Annotated in this window: 16 protein-coding genes and 1 other RNA gene; 2 read left to right on the plus strand and 15 right to left on the minus strand. The window is 35.1% G+C overall.

What is annotated here, in order from left to right; all coding sequences use genetic code 11:
• Positions 1-23: 23 nt before the first annotated feature.
• From mltG to cymR, 12 genes are all read right to left on the minus strand, one after another.
• Positions 24-1,196: an endolytic transglycosylase MltG gene (gene mltG / locus D2K40_RS07435; RefSeq protein WP_117154509.1), complete on the minus strand. Its 1,173-nt coding sequence runs from the start codon at positions 1,194-1,196 to the stop codon at positions 24-26.
• A gap of 152 nt (positions 1,197-1,348) precedes the next feature.
• A complete protein-coding gene (locus tag D2K40_RS07440; RefSeq protein WP_117154512.1) occupies positions 1,349-1,627 on the minus strand; it encodes a DUF1292 domain-containing protein in 279 nt (92 codons plus the stop codon).
• Positions 1,628-1,642: 15 nt separating this feature from the next.
• Complete coding sequence (gene ruvX / locus D2K40_RS07445) at positions 1,643-2,059, minus strand: Holliday junction resolvase RuvX (protein ID WP_117154515.1); 417 nt, start codon at positions 2,057-2,059, stop codon at positions 1,643-1,645.
• A 1-nt stretch (position 2,060) separates the two neighbouring features.
• Entirely contained in the window at positions 2,061-2,327 is a 267-nt protein-coding gene (locus tag D2K40_RS07450) for an IreB family regulatory phosphoprotein (protein ID WP_117154517.1), read from the minus strand.
• Positions 2,328-2,423: 96 nt separating this feature from the next.
• Positions 2,424-5,060 (minus strand): alanine--tRNA ligase, encoded by a 2,637-nt coding sequence (gene alaS / locus D2K40_RS07455; protein ID WP_117154519.1) that lies wholly within the window; start codon positions 5,058-5,060, stop codon positions 2,424-2,426.
• 337 nt (positions 5,061-5,397) lie between these two features.
• Complete coding sequence (locus D2K40_RS07460; RefSeq protein WP_117154521.1) at positions 5,398-6,465, minus strand: AI-2E family transporter; 1,068 nt, start codon at positions 6,463-6,465, stop codon at positions 5,398-5,400.
• Between the two features lie 48 nt (positions 6,466-6,513).
• Positions 6,514-6,702, minus strand: a complete 189-nt coding sequence (locus tag D2K40_RS07465) for a hypothetical protein (RefSeq protein WP_117154523.1) — start codon at positions 6,700-6,702, stop codon at positions 6,514-6,516.
• 256 nt (positions 6,703-6,958) lie between these two features.
• Positions 6,959-9,292, minus strand: a complete 2,334-nt coding sequence (gene recD2, locus D2K40_RS07470; RefSeq protein ID WP_117154585.1) for an SF1B family DNA helicase RecD2 — start codon at positions 9,290-9,292, stop codon at positions 6,959-6,961.
• A gap of 22 nt (positions 9,293-9,314) precedes the next feature.
• Entirely contained in the window at positions 9,315-9,983 is a 669-nt protein-coding gene (locus tag D2K40_RS07475; RefSeq protein ID WP_117154526.1) for a tetratricopeptide repeat protein, read from the minus strand.
• A gap of 75 nt (positions 9,984-10,058) precedes the next feature.
• Positions 10,059-11,168, minus strand: coding sequence for a tRNA 2-thiouridine(34) synthase MnmA (gene mnmA, locus D2K40_RS07480; RefSeq protein ID WP_117154528.1), 1,110 nt, complete (start codon positions 11,166-11,168; stop codon positions 10,059-10,061).
• A gap of 20 nt (positions 11,169-11,188) precedes the next feature.
• On the minus strand, positions 11,189-12,331 hold the full coding sequence (locus D2K40_RS07485; RefSeq protein WP_117154530.1) for a cysteine desulfurase family protein: 1,143 nt from the start codon (positions 12,329-12,331) through the stop codon (positions 11,189-11,191).
• A 37-nt stretch (positions 12,332-12,368) separates the two neighbouring features.
• Positions 12,369-12,788 carry a cysteine metabolism transcriptional regulator CymR gene (cymR, locus tag D2K40_RS07490; protein WP_117154533.1) on the minus strand — a complete coding sequence of 140 codons (420 nt, stop codon included), beginning with the start codon at positions 12,786-12,788 and terminating at the stop codon, positions 12,369-12,371.
• Between the two features lie 267 nt (positions 12,789-13,055).
• Between cymR and D2K40_RS07495 the strand changes: the two genes are divergently transcribed.
• Entirely contained in the window at positions 13,056-14,318 is a 1,263-nt protein-coding gene (locus D2K40_RS07495; RefSeq protein WP_117154535.1) for a replication-associated recombination protein A, read from the plus strand.
• Positions 14,319-14,467: 149 nt separating this feature from the next.
• Positions 14,468-15,163, plus strand: a complete 696-nt coding sequence (locus D2K40_RS07500) for an RsfA family transcriptional regulator (protein ID WP_117154537.1) — start codon at positions 14,468-14,470, stop codon at positions 15,161-15,163.
• Between the two features lie 102 nt (positions 15,164-15,265).
• Here the strand turns inward: D2K40_RS07500 and ssrS are convergent.
• The 3 genes from ssrS to hisS form a co-directional block, all read right to left on the minus strand.
• Positions 15,266-15,449: non-coding RNA, 6S RNA (gene ssrS / locus D2K40_RS07505), on the minus strand.
• Positions 15,450-16,270: 821 nt separating this feature from the next.
• Positions 16,271-18,061: an aspartate--tRNA ligase gene (aspS, locus tag D2K40_RS07510; RefSeq protein ID WP_117154540.1), complete on the minus strand. Its 1,791-nt coding sequence runs from the start codon at positions 18,059-18,061 to the stop codon at positions 16,271-16,273.
• Entirely contained in the window at positions 18,061-19,341 is a 1,281-nt protein-coding gene (gene hisS, locus D2K40_RS07515; protein ID WP_117154543.1) for a histidine--tRNA ligase, read from the minus strand. Before hisS ends, aspS begins: the two co-directional genes overlap by 1 nt.
• Positions 19,342-19,404 lie beyond the last annotated feature (63 nt).

Genomic DNA, 19,404 nt, shown 5'->3' on the forward strand with positions numbered 1-19,404 from the left:
AAAAGAGAAGATCCAGCTATTTATTACACATCTCGATCTAGGTATTTTTCCGCATTTTTAAGATGTTCAGCAAACGTTTCAGCGTAATATATCTCGCCATCAGGTGCAGCAACAAAGAATAGATAATTTGTATCTTCAGGTTCTAAAACAGATTTCAAAGAGCTTTCACTAAAATTTGAAATAGGACCCACAGGCAAGCCTTTTACATGGTAGGTGTTATATGGAGATTCTACTTCTAAATCTTTTAATAACACACGTTCTTTGTGTCCACCTAATGCATATAAAACAGTTGGATCTGTTTCTAATCTCATATCCTTCTCTAAACGATTAAAAAATACTCCTGCAATTTTTTCTCGGTCCTCTTCAGTACGTGCTTCATTTTCTACTAAAGAAGCCAATGTCACAACATCATGAACATTCCATTGTTCTAACTCATTTATTTGACTTATATAAGATAATACCACTTGTTCACTTTTCTCCAACATATCATAAACGATTGTATCAATAGATGGTTCTTCTTCATAGAATGGATATGTTGCAGCAAATAAATATCCCTCTAATGGAAAACGAATATCGTCATCTAATAGTTCGTCTGACAAAAGTGCTGGATAAGTTTGAATAAGGTGTTCAATATATTCTTGATCTTGCATTTTTTCAATAAATTCACTAGCTTCAATATCTGCATTCTGTTCATATATTGTAGCAATTTGTTCTATTGTCTTTCCTTCTGGTATTGTTACATTAAATATTGGTTCTCTCACCACAGTACCAGTTTGTAATTCATCAGTGATTTCAGCTAATGTCATAGAAGGTGATAAGGTATACTCACCAGCTTGAAATCCTGTAGCATTATTATTAAATTTCACATAGAAACGATAAAATAAATCATTATTAATTACACCATTTTCCTCTAAAATAGATGCAATTGCAGAAGTTGATGATCCCATTGGAATTTCAACCTCAATTGTTGTATCAGCATTTTTATCGACCGGTTCAAGCCCTTGTTTAACATAACGATACCCTGACATACCACCAACCACGAGTATGATTGTTAATAAGATAACAATAGTAAAGACGATTTTCCTTACTAAACTGGCCTCTTGACAACGTTTTATGAATCGTTCACTTTTAGAATAAGTATTTGCTTGTTGATGTTCTTGTACTTGATTTTCATTCTCTTGAGTAGACTTGGACATCTTTAATCCTCCCTTCATCCGGTATATTATACTACAGAATTCTACAATATTACTATGCAAAATTAAAAAATATCTCAAACAGAATAAAAACAGAAGGAAATAATATTCCTTCTGCTTTATTTTTTAAAAAATCATTTTTACAAACTACAAAATTATTCTTCTTCCTCAGTGAGTGTGTTTAACATCTCTTCTACCATTTCCCACTCTTCATCTGATTCAATTTGAAATAATGCTAAATCATCTTCATTTTCCTTGTCTTCATAACGAAAAGCAAATACTTCAACTTCTTCGTCATCCTTCTGATCAACAGGAACAACCGCAATATATGACTGTTCATTTGCGTCCACATCAAAGGTGAATAACACCTCAAATAAATGTTCTTCTCCATTTTCATCAGGAATAATAATTCTTTCTTTTTCTTCTAATGCCATCTTTTTTGCCTCCTATTATTGGTGAGAATCTAAATATCCTTGCAAAATCATTACTGCTGCCATTTTATCAATTACTTTCTTTCGCTTCTTTCGACTAACATCAGCCTCTAACAAAACACGTTCCGCTGCCATTGTAGTTAATCGTTCATCCCACAAAGATACCTTTACAGCAAACTGTTCTTCGATATACTTTGCTATTCTTTGAGAAGCCTCTCCTCTTTCGCCAATCGAACCATTCATGTTTTTAGGAAGTCCTATTACTACTTCCGTTATATCGTGTTCTTTAATAAGATCGGCAAGTTGATCCCTTACTGTTTGAAAATCATTTTCATCCCAATAAAGTGTAGTAAGACCTTGAGCTGTCCAACCAAATGCATCACTTACGGCTATACCGATCGTTTTCGAACCGACATCTAACCCCATTTTTTTCATATTAAACCTCTTTGTGTTGTTCTAGGTAATACTTAACCAATTCTTCAATCAATTCGTCTCTTTCAATTCTTCTTATTAAATTTCGTGCATCTTTATATCTCGGAATGTAGGCTGGATCACCTGATAGCAAATAGCCGACAATTTGGTTTATTGGGTTATAACCTTTTTCTCGTAACGCCTCATAAACCGTTAATAATACTTCATTAACATTTTTATCAAAGGGTTCTTCTGGAAAATTAAATTTCATCGTCTTATCCATTGAGTCCATACTTCACACCCACCTATTATTATTCTGAAATATATTCATCATAACATATTACATACTTCTTTTGTCTATTATAGCTTTTTTATCCAAGAAAAACACTTATTCTGTTATAGAGGCTATATATGTTTCTGCATGAGCTAATGCGTTGTTTAATTGATCTGGATTTTTACCTCCAGCCTGCGCCATATCAGGACGACCTCCACCGCCGCCACCACAGAGTTCTGCAGTTTCTTTTATAAGTTTTCCAGCGTGGAATCCTTTCTCAATTAGATCTTTAGAGACACCTGCTGCTAGCTGTACTTTTCCATTGTTGACAGCTCCTAATAAAATAATACCAGAATCTATCTTTTGTTTTAAATCATCAACCATACCACGTAATTGATTCATATCAGCTACATCCACTTGTTCTGCTAATAAAGAAACACCATTAACTTCTTTAATACGATCTAAAATTGATGTTGCTTCTAGGTTAGATAGTTTTTGACTTAATGAATCCTTTTCTTTTTGTAATTCTTTCATTTCTTGGAATAATCCAGTGATTCTTTGTGGCACTTGGTCTACTGATACTTTTAACAAACCTGCTGCTTCTTTTAAATGTTGTTGTTGCTTGCTAACGTATAAATAAGCTGATTTACCAGTAGTTGCTTCTATTCGACGTGTACCAGCACCTATACCTGATTCAGTCGTGATTTTAAATAAACCAATCTCGGCAGTATTGATGACGTGACATCCACCACACAATTCGATACTGTAATCATCAATCTTGACAACACGAACGATGTCACCATATTTCTCACCAAATAGAGCCATTGCCCCCATCTGCTTAGCTTCTTCAATTGGATAGCTGCCAACCGATACAGGTAAGGAAGCCCATATTTTTTGATTCACTATTGTTTCAATTTGTTCAATCTCATCATCTGTAATTGCACTAAAGTGAGAAAAATCAAACCGTAATCGATCAGTTGCAACTAGAGAACCCGCCTGATTAACATGATCTCCCAAAACCTCTTTTAATGCTTGGTGCAGAATGTGAGTTGCGGTATGATTTTTTACAATTGACATACGTGCATCTCTGTCAACTACTGCTTTTACAGTGTCACCTTGTTTTAGTGTACCTTGCTTAACTGTTACACGGTGTAGATTCTGCCCTTTAGGCGTTTTTTGAACTGCTTCTACCCTTGCAGTTGCCTGATCTGTATATAACCAACCCTTATCAGCTATCTGCCCTCCACTTTCCGCATAGAAAGGTGTTTCTTTTAAGAGTAGATATACTTCCTCATTTACCGATTGCTCTACAATTTCTTTATCTTCTATAATAGTTGAGATTGTTGTGTCTACTTCTAAAGTGTCATACCCTACAAAAGTACTTTCGGCTGTTAAATCGCTGTATATGCTATCTTGTACTTGCATGGAGTCAACTTTTTGTCTTGCATTACGAGCACGATCACGCTGCTTGTCCATTTCTTGCTTAAATCCTACTTCATCTATTGTAAACCCAGCTTCATTAATATATTCTTCAGTTAACTCTTTTGGGAATCCATAAGTATCATACAATCTAAATACCTCTGTACCAGGAAACACCTTATTCCCTTGTTGCTTCTCTCTTTCAATGATTTCCTCTAAAATAGTTAAACCTTCATGTAATGTTTCATGGAATCTTTCTTCTTCTGTTTTAACCACATTTTTAATAAACGCTTGTTTCTTCTGTACATTTGGATAGAAAGCCTCCATGATTTCTCCAACTGTCGTGACCAATTGGAACATAAATGGCTTTTCTATTCCAATTTGTTTTGCAAATCGTACTGCTCTACGTAACAATCTTCTTAAAACATAACCTCTACCTTCATTAGATGGTAGTGCACCATCAGCAATCGCAAATGCGACCGTACGAATGTGGTCAGAAATTACTTTATACGCTACGTCTGTTGTTTCATCTTTTCCATATTTAACTGTTGCAAGTTCTTCAACTTTTTTTATAATAGGTAAAAATAAATCAGTTTCGAAATTAGTTGGTGCATCTTGTATCACACAAACTATACGCTCCAACCCCATACCTGTATCAATATTCTTCTTTGGTAAAGGTGTATACGTATCATCAGGATTATGATTGAATTGAGAAAATACAAGATTCCAGATTTCTAAATACCTATTGTTTTCTCCACCTGGATACAGTTCTGGATCAGCAGGATCATTACCATATTCTTCTCCACGATCATAGAATATCTCTGTATTTGGCCCACTAGGTCCTTCTCCAATATCCCAAAAATTTTCCTCTAATCGTATGATTCTTTCTTCGGGAAGCTTGATTGTGTTCTTCCATAAATCATACGCTTCATCGTCTTCCGGGTGGACAGTTACTGCAAGTTTCTCAGGATCAAAACCAATCCACTTCTTATCAGTTAAAAATTCCCATGCCCAAACAATTGCTTCTTCTTTAAAATAATCTCCTATAGAGAAGTTACCTAGCATTTCGAAAAAAGTATGGTGACGTGCGGTAAATCCAACATTTTCTATATCATTTGTTCGAATTGATTTCTGTGCATTAACAATTCTAGGATTATCTGGAATAACACGACCATCAAAATATTTTTTTAAAGTTGCAACACCACTATTAATCCACAATAATGTTGGATCTTCTTTTGGTACAAGTGATGCACTAGGTTCAACACTATGGCCTTTTTCTTTAAAAAAATCTAAAAAGAGTTGTCTTACTTCTGCTGACGTTTTCGATTGCAATTTAATGCCCTCCTTGATTTTACGGTATGTATTGTATACTAAAAAACATTAAAAAAGCTCCCATTCCTGCAATACATTTGCAGGGACGAGAACTAAACTATCGCGGTACCACCCTGATTATGAATGAAATATCATCCATCACCTTTAAGCACTATAACGGCGTGTAACCGGCAGGAATTAACTGCACTCTGAACCTAGCTTCTGTGACCCTTCATTTAGGAATTCTTACAGCCTAAGGAAATCCTTCTCTTTTAATGGTCTGCCACATACTGATGGTCTTCTACGTTTTGCTTCATATTACTATGCTAGGATATTATAGATAAAATTGTGGAATCTGTCAATTAGGTGACTTGAAATCCTTTATATGGTGAATGATCACTTTTAGCACTGTTGCAAGTGGAATAGCAACAATCATTCCAATTACCCCTGCTATTTCTCCACCAATTAATAATGCAAAGATGATTATGATTGGATGTAGATGAACACTTTTCCCTACAATATAAGGAGACAGCAAATTTCCTTCTATTAATTGAACCACAATCACACCTATAACAACATAGATCACTTGTTTCACAGACATGGTAAATGCAATAATCACCGCAGGAACAGCACCAATAATCGGACCAAAGTAAGGTATAATATTCGTAATCCCCATCAAGATAGCAAGTATTATTGGATATTTCATATGAATGATTAGAAGAATTATATAAGTGGTTAGTCCAACAAATAAACAAACTAGCAATTGTCCCCTAATATATCCGCCTAAACTTTTATTAATGTCAGGCCATAAAGCTTTACTATTTTCTCGATATCTTTTAGGTATAAGTTTCCAAGCAGTTGATTTAATTAGTTTATAATCTTTTAACATATAAAAAACTAGAACTGGTATTACTGCAATAATAACAAACAAATCAAATATTTTTGTGACATTTTTCAAGCTACTAGTTATACGTTGACTTAAGAAATCTTCTAGTTGATTAAAAAATAGATCCATTCTGTCATGAAATGTTTCTGGTAGAAAAGAGGTACTCTCATATATTTGATAAATTGTTGTACGATATGTATGAATAAATTTCGGTAAATTCTCTTGTAAATCTCTTAATTGAGATATGAAATCTGGGTAAATTAGATAACCTAAATAACCCAAACCACCAAAAAATACAAGGTAAATAAGTGTAATTGCTAACCAACGTGGTATTCGATAGTTGTGTATCTTTTCAACAAATGGATGTAACAAAAAAGCGATGATTCCTGCTAGTAAAAATGGCGTAACAATATGCCATATACTAGTTAACACCGTTTGATAAAATGGGAAGAGCGTCATTAGCAAATAGACAAATAAAAGTAACAAAATCCCACATATAATCCAAAACAACCAGCGTATTACTCTATTTTGACTAAACATTTGCAACAAAACTCCTTATACCGAATGGCTACTAGTTTATACATGCATTCAATAGCCCATCTTTCTATCTTCTTCTGTAAAAATATCATTTAACGAACTAAGTGATCCATCTTCTTCTACTTCATGCATATCAAATACACCATCAGTCGCTGTTAATTCAATAAAACAACCCCAACAATAATAATGTTGGTTACCTATCTTCCCTATGTTTTTACTTTTACAATTTGGACAATACATTAATTCTGCTCTCCTTTAGACAAAACTATTATTGTTAGTTTTTCCAATTGGCAAAAATTTTATACAAAAAAAGCGCCATATATCCAGGATACATGGCGCTTTCTTTCTTTCTTTTAAACATGAGTTTTAAGAAATGTTTATTTAAAAGATCAATCTATTCCGGTGTACTATGTCCACTCATTTTAATAAGATATTTATGTCAGATACAAGATTGCTTGAAACTACTCGACTGAAGTCACGGGTTTTCTCGGGTTTTTTATAAAAAATCATATGGTGATAATGCTTCTTCTTCATTATCCTGACCTTCTTCTATATTTTGCGGTTCGTCTTTTTTAAGAATTAAAATTAACTTGTCTGCTAGTGTTGTATAACGTCTGTTCGTATCTACTTCTTGCGTGCCAGATAGGAATGCCTGCTTACTACCACAAAGAATCAAAGACTTTTTCGCACGAGTTACAGCTGTATATAATAAATTCTTACGTAACATACGGCGGTAACTTGGCACTACTGGTAATACCACAATTGGAAACTCACTACCTTGCGATTTATGAATCGAAATACAATAAGCATGCATTAAATTTAATAGATCTTTTCTCTCATAGACAACTTCTTTATCATCAAACAGAACAACAACCTGTTCCACTTGATCGACGTTTTCATCTTCCTGAAATATAGCTACTATCTCACCAATATCACCATTAAAGACACCATCTTCTGGTTGATTGACTAACTGAATAACCTTATCTCCTTTACGATAAATAACGTCTTTTGTGCGAAGCTCCCTCCGGCCCTTCTGTTTCGGATTGATTAGTTTTTGTATTTCCTCATTCAATCGATGAATACCAGCCTCTGATCGATACATTGGGGCAAGCACCTGGATATCTTTGAGTTCTACCCCTTTTTCATATGCTTTTGTAACAATCTGCTTTACAACATCTACCACATGACTCTCATTGCAACCAATAAAATTAAAATCGTTTGCTTTTTGTAGTGATTCGGTTGTAGATTGATTTTGCTTCATTTCATGTGCTAATTGAATTATTTTAGATCCTTCTTTTTGACGATATACTTCTTCTAATTTAACAGCAACAACCTGCTTACTAAGTAGTAAATCAGCTAGTACTTGACCTGGACCAACTGATGGTAGTTGATCCTCATCCCCTACGATTAGAACTTGCATTTCATTCGGGATTGCTTTAAACAATTGATTAGCTAAAAAGACATCTACCATCGAAAATTCATCAATTACTAATAGTTTTCCAGCTAACTGGTTATCTTCGTCTTTTTCAAAACTCTCGTTTCCATCCCACCCTAATAAACGATGAATTGTAACAGCAGGTAAGCCCGTAGATTCATTGATTCGTTTCGCTGCGCGGCCTGTTGGCGCAGTTAACACTACAGGAAATTGCGATTTATTATCATATGAATCAATATCTAGAGATATATCATGTAACGCACTATAAGCCTTAATAATCCCATTTATCACTGTTGTCTTACCTGTACCTGGACCACCAGTTAAAATCATCACTTTCTCTGCTAGCGCGCGTTCTATTGCATAAAACTGTTCTTTACCATAACTAAGAACTTCTTCTTCTTCAATTTGCCCAACAATTTTCATCAATTCAGCATCAACAACTTCTTCTTCAATCTTTTTATCTAGAATTCGCTTCAACTGTGTGCAAAATCCTGCTTCTGCATAATATAGCGGCGGTAAATATACTCTTTCCTCTTCTTCGATAATTAATTGTTTTTCAGTATTTAACGCTAGAAGCTCTGCTTGAATCTCTTCTCTCTGAATATGGTAACGATGGGCTTGAATTAAACGCATGGTTAAATCAATTAATTCTGTAATAGGTAGATAGACATGTCCCGCTTGTGTGGATTCTTGTAAACAAAACATACATCCAGCTTGAATCCGACTTGGATGGTTCATTGCGATATTATGCTGCGCTGCTACTTCGTCCGCACGTAGAAAACCAAAGCCTTCTATATCAAAAACATATTGATATGGATTTGTTTCTAAGACATTAACAGCTTCATCTTTATAAATTTGGTATATTTTTTGTGCCATTTTCAGACCAAATCCATACTTAGAAAGATGAACAACAATATGTTCAAAACCTTGATGTTCTTGTAGATTCCGATGTAACCCTTCTGCTCTTTCTTTTGTTAATCCTTTAATATCATCCAAAACGGTTGGATTTTTTAAAATTTTAGATACAGCTGTTTCTCCAAGTTTTTTTACAATCCTTTTTGCTGTTTTTTTACCAATTCCATAAAATAAATCACTTGATAAATAGGCAACTAATCCTTCTTCTGTATCTGGCACATAGCGTTGATAGCTTTCTACTTGATACTGTAAGCCAAATTTTTTATGCTCAATAAAGTTTCCTTTAAAGACATAGGGTTCACCAGGGTTTAATTGATTAAAGTAACCTTTAATCACCACTTCTTTTTCAGAGAACGATTCATTGGTTTGAAGCACTTTAACTTTAGCGATGGAAAAATGTTCTTGATGATTAGTGAAAATCATATGAATTAGTTCCCCTTTTATATAATTTTCTTCCACCTTATTATAATTTTCCTCCATCATTAAAGTACTCCCCTACTAATTATTGTTTTGACTGTTCAATCAAAGTCTCAACCGTCGCTTTAGTCTCTGCTGCTAAAACGTGGTCCGGCTGAATATCTACTGCTGTTGATAGGTGCGTTAATGCTTTCTCAACATCATCTTTAAACAAATAGGCAACACCCAGATTATAATGGGCATCACTATGTTTTGGATCAAGCTCTAACACAGTTTCAAATGTTTCTTTCGCTAATTTAATTTGATCCGTTTGCGCTAAAGCTAGACCATATTGAAATAAAATCGCTTCATCTTTTGGATTTAACTCTTTTGCTCGTTGGAAATATGCTAGAGAAAGTTTATTATATTCTTGTTGCTGAAGTGCCATACCTAGCATAAAATAAACATCAGCTTCTTCTAACCCACTATCAATTGCCTTTTGGTAATAGGTTTGAGCCTGTTTAAAATCATCTTGTTCAAAATAGAGATTTCCAAGTCCATAATATGCTGTCCCTGCTTTTTCATCTAAAGTAATTGCCTTCTCAAAAAAAAGTTTAGCTCTTTCTGCATCATTCATATGTAATAATAAGTTACCAAAATTAATATACCCTACTGGATCTTTAGGAGACTCTTCAATAACCTCATTAAAACAACTTGCTGCCTCTTCAAATTTACCTTCTTGCATATATTCAATTCCTTGATTTGTTTTCTCCATGCTGTCCCTTCTTTCTAACTTTATTATACAGAAAAATACAGAACAAATGGTAGTCTGTTCTGTATTTTTAATCCATTATCCAACATAATCCAACATTACTTCATCCTTAAAAATTTCATCAATTGTTCCGCCACCCATACATATTTCATCCGCATAAAATACAACAGCTTGTCCAGGGGTAATTGACCGTTCTCTTTGATCAAAAACGACGCGCGCTTTATTGTCACCTAACGGAACGACGGTCACTTTACTATCACTTTGACGATAACGGAATTTCGCTGTGCAGGTAAATGATTCAGACGGTGTTTCATTAATCCAATTAATATCAGTAGCAATTAAGCTATCTGAATATAAATATTCATTGTCATAACCCGCTTCTACATAAAGAATATTTTTATTTAAGTCTTTTCCAACAACAAACCATGGACCACCAGGACCTCCAATGCCTAAGCCTTGACGCTGGCCAATTGTATAATACATTAACCCTTCATGTTGTCCTTTATCTTCGCCTTCCATTGTTTGCATTCTACCAGGTTGTGCGGGTAGATATTCACTTAAGAATTCTTTGAAATTTCGTTCACCTATGAAACAGATGCCTGTACTATCTTTTTTTGTTGCTGTAGCTAAATCATGTTCTTGTGCTATTCGGCGTACTTCCTTTTTAGGTAAATGACCTAGCGGAAACATAACTTTTTCTAATATATCTTCAGAAAGTTGATTTAAGAAATAAGTTTGATCTTTATTTCTATCAACTCCTCTAAGCATTTCAGTCCGGTCACCAGTCTTACGAATTTGTGCATAGTGACCTGTTGCGACATAATCAGCTCCAAGCGAAAGAGCATGGTCTAAAAATGCTTTGAATTTTATTTCTTTGTTACACATTACATCTGGATTTGGTGTTCGTCCCGCTTTATATTCGTCTAAGAAATAAGTGAACACTTTGTCCCAATATTGTTTTTCAAAATTAACTGCATAATATGGAATATCTAATTGGTTACAAACACGGATGACATCATCATAATCCTCTGTTGCCGTGCAAAATCCGGATTCATCCGTATCATCCCAATTTTTCATGAAAATACCTACTACATCGTAACCTTGTTCTTTTAACAAAAGTGCTGTAACAGAGGAATCAACACCTCCACTCATCCCTACAACAACACGGATATCCTTATTGTCTTTCATTACGTTCACCACCTATCTACTTATGATGCTAATCTATTTACAATAGCCCCTACTTTTGTAGCAGCCTCTATTATTTGTTTCTCATTATTTGCTAAGCCAAAGCTAAATCGAATCGAATTAACAGTTCGCTCATCCTCACTTCCAAACATTTCAGATAAAACATGTGACGGCTCTATTGATCCTGCTGTACAAGCACTTCCACTTGAAACTGCAATTCCTGCTAAGTCAAAGTTCATTAGTAAAGATTCTACATTCGTTCCAGGAAAGCTAATATTCACAATCGTCGGAACCAGTTGTTCTTCTTCACCATTAATAGCAAAATCCAAGTTTAATTCTTTTAAAGTTTCCAAAAATGTTTGTTTATAAGACTGATATTTACGTAATCGTTGATCTTTTTCACCTGCAATTAATTCAATTGCTTTTTTAAACCCAACAATGTTTGCTACATTTTCGGTACCTGGACGACGTTTCCGTTCTTGTTCTCCACCGAATTGGATCGTATTAATTTGTACTCCATCCCTTATATACAGAAAACCGACACCTTTAGGACCATTAACTTTATGAGATGAAACTGTTAATAAATCAACATTTAATACATTCACATCAAGATCACAAATACCATATGCCTGAACAGCATCAGTATGGAAATAAGCTTGATGATCTATAAGCAATTCCCCAATTTCTTGAATAGGCTGCTTAACTCCCGTTTCATTATTAACCATCATTACAGATACTAGGATTGTTTGGTCTGTCAAAGCATCACGTAAATCTTTAACAGATACTTGACCTGATTGTTGTACAGGTAAGTACGTAACCTCGAACCCCTGTTTTTCCAAAGATTCAGCAGTCCGTAAAGTAGCATGGTGCTCTATTACCGTCGTTATTATGTGGTTCCCTTTACTTTTATTAGCCCAAGCTGTTCCAAGTAAAGCTATATTATCTGCCTCAGTACCACCACTAGTAAAGATAATATTTTTTTCATTTGCATGTATACTTGATGCCGCAACACTTCTTGCTTGATCTAGTAACTGTCTTGCTTTTCGTCCATATTGATGAATACTTGACGGGTTTCCAAATGTTTGTTTCATTACTGGTAGCATCGCTTCTATCACATCAGGATGGACTGGTGAAGTTGCAGCATGGTCCAAATAAATAGCATCCATAATTGTGCCTTCTTTCCAGTTCTATTTCATTTAATAATTAGATGTAAAACATATAAGGTTCTTGACTATCATCTTCTCCATGTTTACTTAAATCGTCCAATGTAGTTGTATCCAATACATCTTTAACCGCATCGCGGATTCGCATCCACAATGCTTGTTTAGCAGGTTCTTCATCTTCAATACCTTCTACAGGTGTAATCGGTCCTTCTAAAATCCGAATAACATCACCTGCAGTAATTTCTTTCGAATCCTTTGCTAACATATAGCCTCCATATGCTCCTCGAACACTTCTTACCAAACCTGCATTTCGTAATGGTGGTACGAGCTGCTCAAGATAATGCTCTGATAGGTTATTATCTTGAGCAATCGTTTTTAAAGATACCGGACCATCTCCAACCCGCTTCGCTAACTCAATCATTACTGTTAAGCCATAGCGACCTTTCGTTGAGATTTTCATATTCTACACTCCCCATTTATTACTAACCTAATTCGCAAATTATCTATCATTTCATGTATTATCATCAAAAAACAATTATATAAAATTTTTTCTTACTATTATTAAATTTATTATAGCACGAACAACGTATCTCTTGCATTTTTTCAAGGTTATAAGTACGCTAGAGAAAATATATTACCTTTTAGAAATAGTTTGAAAACAAAGAATTATTTTATCCATTTATAGATAAGAAGTCAAGTATTTAACCCATTAAAGGAGTTTACATTCATGGCAAATCAACCACTCGCTTTTCGAATGCGACCGAAACATATAGATGATATTATAGGGCAAACCCAGTTAGTAGGTTCAGATAAAATGATTTATCGAATGGTTAAAGCAAATCGATTAGCTTCTATGATTTTGTTCGGACCACCTGGAACCGGAAAGACATCCATGGCAATTGCTTTAGCAAAAAGCTTGGACCTAAGATTTAAGTTATTAAATGCTGTAATTAATAAGAAAAAAGATATGGAGATTGCTGTTGAAGAGGCAAAAATGTCAGGGCAACTTGTCTTAATACTAGATGAAGTGCACAGACTTGATAAAGCAAAACAAGATTTTTTACTACCACATTTGGAGAGTAATTTAATTACATTGATAGGTTGCACAACAAGTAATCCATATCATTCGATTAATCCTGCAATCAGAAGTCGTGTTCACTTATTTGAACTATCTAAATTAGAATCCTCTGACGTTAAAATAGCAATTAATCGGGCATTAAGTGATCCTACCGATGGACTTGGTAACATGCAGATTAATCTAACAAATGAAGCACTAGAACACTTTTCACAATCTGCAAATGGAGATTTGAGAGCGGCACTAAATGGACTAGAACTGGCTGCCTACTCTACACCACCAAGTGATAATCATATCATTAACATCACACTAGAAGTTGCAGAAGCATGTATGCAAAAGAAAAGTTTTTCACATGATAAAAATGGAGATGCACATTATGATGTTTTATCTGCTTTCCAAAAATCAATTCGAGGTAGTGATGTTAATGCAGCACTTCACTATTTAGGGAGATTAATAGAGGCTGGCGATTTAGAAAGTATAGCACGAAGAATGATTGTTTGTGCATATGAGGATATTGGAGTTGCTAATCCACAGGCTGGACCAAGAGCGTTGGCTGCAGTTGAAGCAGCTGAACGTGTTGGTTTTCCAGAAGCACGTATTCCTTTGTCTGTGGCAATTGTAGAACTCTGTTTATCACCAAAATCAAATTCTGCATATAGCGCTCTTGATCATGCATTGACCGATATTCGGAATAGTGATACAGGAGATATACCAGCACACCTTAAAGATGCACATTACCAAGGTGCAAAGAAACTCGGGCGTGGATTAGACTACCATTATCCACATAGCTATGAAGGTGGATGGGTTAAACAGCAGTACCTACCAGATAAGATAAAACATAAGCGCTATTATCAACCTAAAGAAAATAGCAAAACGGAACGAACATTCAAACAAATCTATGATAAATTACAATAATTAATATACAAGATAAATAACTTGTATAATTCTATTCAAATGAGACCATACTAGTAAAAACAGTCTTATCAGTAATCATATAACTAGTTTTACACTAGTTTTATAATACAAATTTACTAGAGAAAATGGAATCAAAGGAGTGAATAGAATTGGTAAAAGTTAGACAAGACGCATGGTCTCATGAAGATGATTTGTTGTTGGCTGAAACTGTATTGCGCCATATCAGGGAAGGCAGTACACAATTAAATGCTTTCGAAGAAGTGGGTGACAAGTTAAATCGCACTTCAGCAGCTTGTGGCTTTCGTTGGAATGCAGAAGTAAGACAACGGTATGACCAAGCAGTTGATATTGCGAAACGACAACGCAAAGAAAAGAAACGCCAACTTACATCACAGCAAAAACAACCTAGTAATTCTTATGTTCCAAATTGGGAGCAAAAAGAAATGGAAGAAGATACATCCATTTCAATAAATCAATTCAATAATCATGAAGTCATAGATGGAACTACAAACAGAGCAACTACAGACATAAATTCAATCGATTTAGATAGTGTGATTCGATATTTAAGATCATTAAAAAAAGATGTAGATACTTCTGTTCGTTCAAAACAAAATGCTGAAAAGCTTAGACAAGAAAGAGATACATTGACAGCCGAAAATCAAAAGTTGCAAAAGGAAATTAACAAATTAGAAAAACAGTTAGAGACTGTACAAGTAGATTATCAAGCTTTTCTTCAAATTATGGATAGGGCTAGAAAAATGGTTGTATTTAGTGATCAAGATGAGAGCGCATCTCCTGCTTTTAGAATGGAGAAAAACGGAAATTTAGAACAGGTTGCAAAATAGACATCACAGCATTATACACACAAAAAGGTATCTTTTCTATTAATAGAAAAGATACCTTTTTGTGTGTATGAGCTAAACTCAAATACTTTTATGTATAGATAGTTCAATCCCAATTGTGCCGTCTTAATAAAAAGTTTTGAACCCGCTTCTTGCAGGTGGGTGCCCCGTTTTATATATTATGCGTCCTTAAGATACAAGGCATGCACGCCACATAAAAACATTTGGCTCCCTTATTAAAAATGTTCGGTCAAAACATTAATAATTTAAACGTACACATCAGGACTGGAACTATCATGAAGTTAATAGAACCCTATTAGCTTGTAATTAAATATTAGCATAAATGATTCAAAAATTCAAGTGGTTATGTAAGCACTTTCACTGATTTTTTACCTAACAATTTCTGGTACAACCTTTTAGAAACGAAGATTGTTGCTACGACACAATTAACATAAACTATGCATTAAAAATCTAATCTGCTAAATCAGTAGTTAGTAACGTAAATTACGCTTCTCAAATAAAATTGGTTCCCTTTCCGCAGGCACGGCTTCAGCTAACTCGGATAAGCAAAGTTCGCTTTCCGAGTGGATCTTCAGCTCGCGCTGTTCCTGCAGGAGTGTCACCAATTTTATTTGTTACGCTAAATAGTTTAAAAACATACTGAGCACATCTCCGTGGCAGAAAAGTTTATTGCATGTTACTATCTCAAATCATGATTAGGTCACTAACTAGCGCAGGAAGCAAATGGATGACACTCCTGTGGGAACAGCTAATGTTTTCGATGGGGCGAGTAATCGCAGTCCCACAAGTCGAAGATCCACTCGGAGGCGTGTTTTGCCTCCGAGTTAGCTGAGACTGAGCCCACGGAAAGGGAATCCATTTGGGACTGCGATTACTCGTCCCACCAAAACCGTCTGGTGACGTAGCGGGTTAGTAACTTACGTTACTAGTTATTGCACTTTTTATATCAAGTTCGTTCAACGGATGCACCTGCTTTCCCTATTTAAAGCAAAGATGTTTGAGAGTGAAAGAGCGTATTCCATAACTGGAATACGCTCTTAAATGTATCTGCTTTATTAAAATTCTCACTAAAACCGAACTGGGAATAGTTTATTTAGATGTTTCATCAATTGCTTTTTGTTGCAAACTTAGGTGTAATTCATCTAACTGTGTTTGACCTACTGAACCAGGTGCCTCTGTTAATAAATCAGATGCAGATGCTGTCTTTGGAAATAAAATTGTGTCACGTAAATTTGTTTTTCCAGCTAATAGCATTACCATACGATCAAATCCTAAGGCAATACCTCCATGTGGTGGTGTACCATATTCAAGAGCTTGTAAAAGGAATGAAAATTGTTCCCAAGCTTCTTCTTCTGAAAAACCAAGCACCTTAAACATTTTGTCTTGTATATCCTTCTTATAAATACGTAAAGAACCCCCACCTAATTCATAGCCATTTAGTACTAAATCATAAGCTTGTGCTTTTACTTGTTCAGGATGAGTATCTAATTTATCCAAATCTTCATCACTAGGCATTGTAAATGGATGATGCGCAGCAGTATAACGACCAGCATTTTCATCATATTCTAACAACGGCCAATCTGTCACCCACAAGAAATTAAACTGACTTTCATCAATTAAATGTAATTCTTTTGCTAATTTCATTCGAAGTGCACCTAAGCTATCGTAGACAATTGATTTTGCATCGGCTACGAATAAGAGCAAGTCATTCTCATTTGCCTGTAATACTTTCATCATAGAAGCTTGTTCTTCCTCAGAGAAAAACTTAGCAATTGGGCCTTTAAAAGCATTATCTTCTATTTTTAACCACGCTAGACCTTTTGCACCGTAAATTTTAACAAAATCAGTTAATTTATCAATATCTTTTCTGGAATAATTAGCTGCTTGTCCTTTTACATTAATTGCACTTACTTTTCCACCAGTGTTAACGGTACTTTCAAATACTTTGAAATTAGAAGTTTTTACTAATTCTGAAACATCAACTAACTCCATATCAAACCGTGTATCTGGTTTATCTGAGCCATACCGTTCCATCGCTTCTTCGTAACGCATGCGAGGAATCGGTGATGTTATCTCTATACCCTTAACTTCTTTCATAAGTTTTTGCATCATTCTTTCAGTCATCGCCATAATTTCATCACTAGACATGAATGAAGTTTCAATATCAATTTGAGTAAATTCTGGTTGACGATCTGCACGTAAATCCTCATCACGGAAGCAGCGCGCAAACTGGAAATAGCGTTCAAAACCAGATACCATTATTAATTGTTTAAACAATTGTGGTGATTGTGGTAAGGCATAAAAATGACCTGGATGTACACGACTTGGTACAAGATAATCTCGAGCGCCCTCTGGTGTACTCTTTGTTAACATAGGCGTTTCCATTTCCAAGTATTCTTCTTCATTTAAAAATTGGCGAATAACTTGTGTTGCTTGATGACGCATACGAAATGTTTGTTGCATCGATTCACGGCGCAAATCTAAATAACGGTATTTTAGACGTAACTCCTCACTAATTTCTTTATCATCAAAAACAGAAAATGGCGGATTTTTTGCTTCATTTAAAATGGATACAAAATCAACAACTACTTCTACCTCTCCTGTTGCCATTTTAGGATTAATAGTGTCTGTTGATCGTTCTACAACTTGGCCACAAACCTCTAACACATACTCATTTCTTACTGACTCTGCAATCTCTAATGCTTGTTCTGAAATAGCTGGGTTGAATACAATTTGTACCAAGCCCGAACGATCTCTAAAATCAATAAAAATTAATCCCCCAAGGTCTCGACGCTTTTGTACCCATCCTTTTAGACATACTTTTTTACCTATTTCATCTCTACGTAATGTTCCTGCTAGCTGTCTCTCTTGTTGCTCCATTATCCTTGCCCCCTTTGTAATAACTGTTCTATATATGGAATCACTTGATCAATCTCTACTGATTCCTGTTCACCGTTTTCCATGTTCTTCACATTTATTATGTTTTCAGCTAACTCGTTATCCCCTAATACCAATACATACTTTGCTTTCAGACGATCAGCTGCTTTAAATTGTGCTTTAAATTTCTTTGCTTGGTAATCTTTATCTACTTGAATGCCAGCTTTACGCATTTGATAAACTAACTCAATCGCCTTTTGCTCTGCTTTTTCTCCCATTGCTATAAAATAACAATCGAGACTAGTATCAATTGGAAGGTTTATATTTTCTGCTTCAAGTGCCATTAACAAGCGTTCTACACTAAGTGCAAAACCTATACCAGGTGTTTCTGGTCCACCTAGATCTTCTACTAATCCATTATAACGACCGCCCCCAGATAAGGTTGTAATTGCACCGAATCCTTCTGCATCACTCATAATTTCAAAAGCTGTATGATTATAATAGTCTAATCCTCTTACCAGGTTTTTATCTACAACATAGGCAATACCCATTTGATCTAAATAAGTCTTCACTTGTTCAAAATAAGAATGCGACTCTTCATTTAGATAGTCTAAAATAGAAGGTGCTGTTGCCATCGCAGGGTGATCTTTATCTTTTTTACAATCCAAAACACGTAATGGATTTTGATCTAAACGTAATTGACAATCTTGACAAAGTTCTTCCCTATGTGGTGCAAAATGTGCTATTAGTGCATTACGATGATCTGTTCTACTTTGATTGTCACCTAAGCTATTAATAACTAATTTCAAAGAACGTAATCCTAACTGTTGATAAACATACATGGCTAATGAGATAACCTCTGCATCTATTGCTGGATCAGCACTTCCCAATGCTTCAACACCAAATTGAACAAATTGGCGCATTCGCCCTTGTTGCGGTCGCTCATATCGAAACATTGGACCAGCATAATAAAGTTTTGTCGGTTGTGATGCTTGTCCAAATAATTTGTGTTGTACAAAGGCTCTTACAACAGATGCTGTACCTTCAGGTCGTAGAGTAAGACTTCGCTCACCACGATCTTTAAACGTGTACATCTCTTTTTGAACAATGTCAGTCGTGTCCCCAACACCACGTTGAAATAATTCTGTATGTTCAAAGATTGGTGTGCGAACTTCATGATAATTATATGTACGACAAAGTTCTTTAAATTTTTCTTCAACATATTGCCATTGTTCTGTTACACCAGGTAATAAATCTTGTGTTCCTCTTGGCGCATTTATCATTTTAATAACCCCCTACGAAATATCTGTAATCTATTTATTTATCGGATGACAATCCAACTACAT

Source organism: Paraliobacillus quinghaiensis, assembly GCF_003426025.1.
GTDB lineage: Bacteria > Bacillota > Bacilli > Bacillales > Amphibacillaceae > Paraliobacillus_A > Paraliobacillus_A quinghaiensis.

Coding starts and splice junctions, on each gene's coding strand:
- mltG (WP_117154509.1), bottom strand. CDS start 1,196: ATGTCCAAGTCTACTCAAGAGAATGAAAATCAAGTACAAGAACATCAA.
- D2K40_RS07440 (WP_117154512.1), bottom strand. CDS start 1,627: ATGGCATTAGAAGAAAAAGAAAGAATTATTATTCCTGATGAAAATGGA.
- ruvX (WP_117154515.1), bottom strand. CDS start 2,059: ATGAAAAAAATGGGGTTAGATGTCGGTTCGAAAACGATCGGTATAGCC.
- D2K40_RS07450 (WP_117154517.1), bottom strand. CDS start 2,327: ATGGACTCAATGGATAAGACGATGAAATTTAATTTTCCAGAAGAACCC.
- D2K40_RS07460 (WP_117154521.1), bottom strand. CDS start 6,465: ATGTTTAGTCAAAATAGAGTAATACGCTGGTTGTTTTGGATTATATGT.
- D2K40_RS07465 (WP_117154523.1), bottom strand. CDS start 6,702: ATGTATTGTCCAAATTGTAAAAGTAAAAACATAGGGAAGATAGGTAAC.
- recD2 (WP_117154585.1), bottom strand. CDS start 9,292: ATGGAGGAAAATTATAATAAGGTGGAAGAAAATTATATAAAAGGGGAA.
- D2K40_RS07475 (WP_117154526.1), bottom strand. CDS start 9,983: ATGGAGAAAACAAATCAAGGAATTGAATATATGCAAGAAGGTAAATTT.
- mnmA (WP_117154528.1), bottom strand. CDS start 11,168: ATGAAAGACAATAAGGATATCCGTGTTGTTGTAGGGATGAGTGGAGGT.
- D2K40_RS07485 (WP_117154530.1), bottom strand. CDS start 12,331: ATGGATGCTATTTATTTGGACCATGCTGCAACTTCACCAGTCCATCCT.
- cymR (WP_117154533.1), bottom strand. CDS start 12,788: ATGAAAATCTCAACGAAAGGTCGCTATGGCTTAACAGTAATGATTGAG.
- D2K40_RS07495 (WP_117154535.1), top strand. CDS start 13,056: ATGGCAAATCAACCACTCGCTTTTCGAATGCGACCGAAACATATAGAT.
- aspS (WP_117154540.1), bottom strand. CDS start 18,061: ATGGAGCAACAAGAGAGACAGCTAGCAGGAACATTACGTAGAGATGAA.
- hisS (WP_117154543.1), bottom strand. CDS start 19,341: ATGATAAATGCGCCAAGAGGAACACAAGATTTATTACCTGGTGTAACA.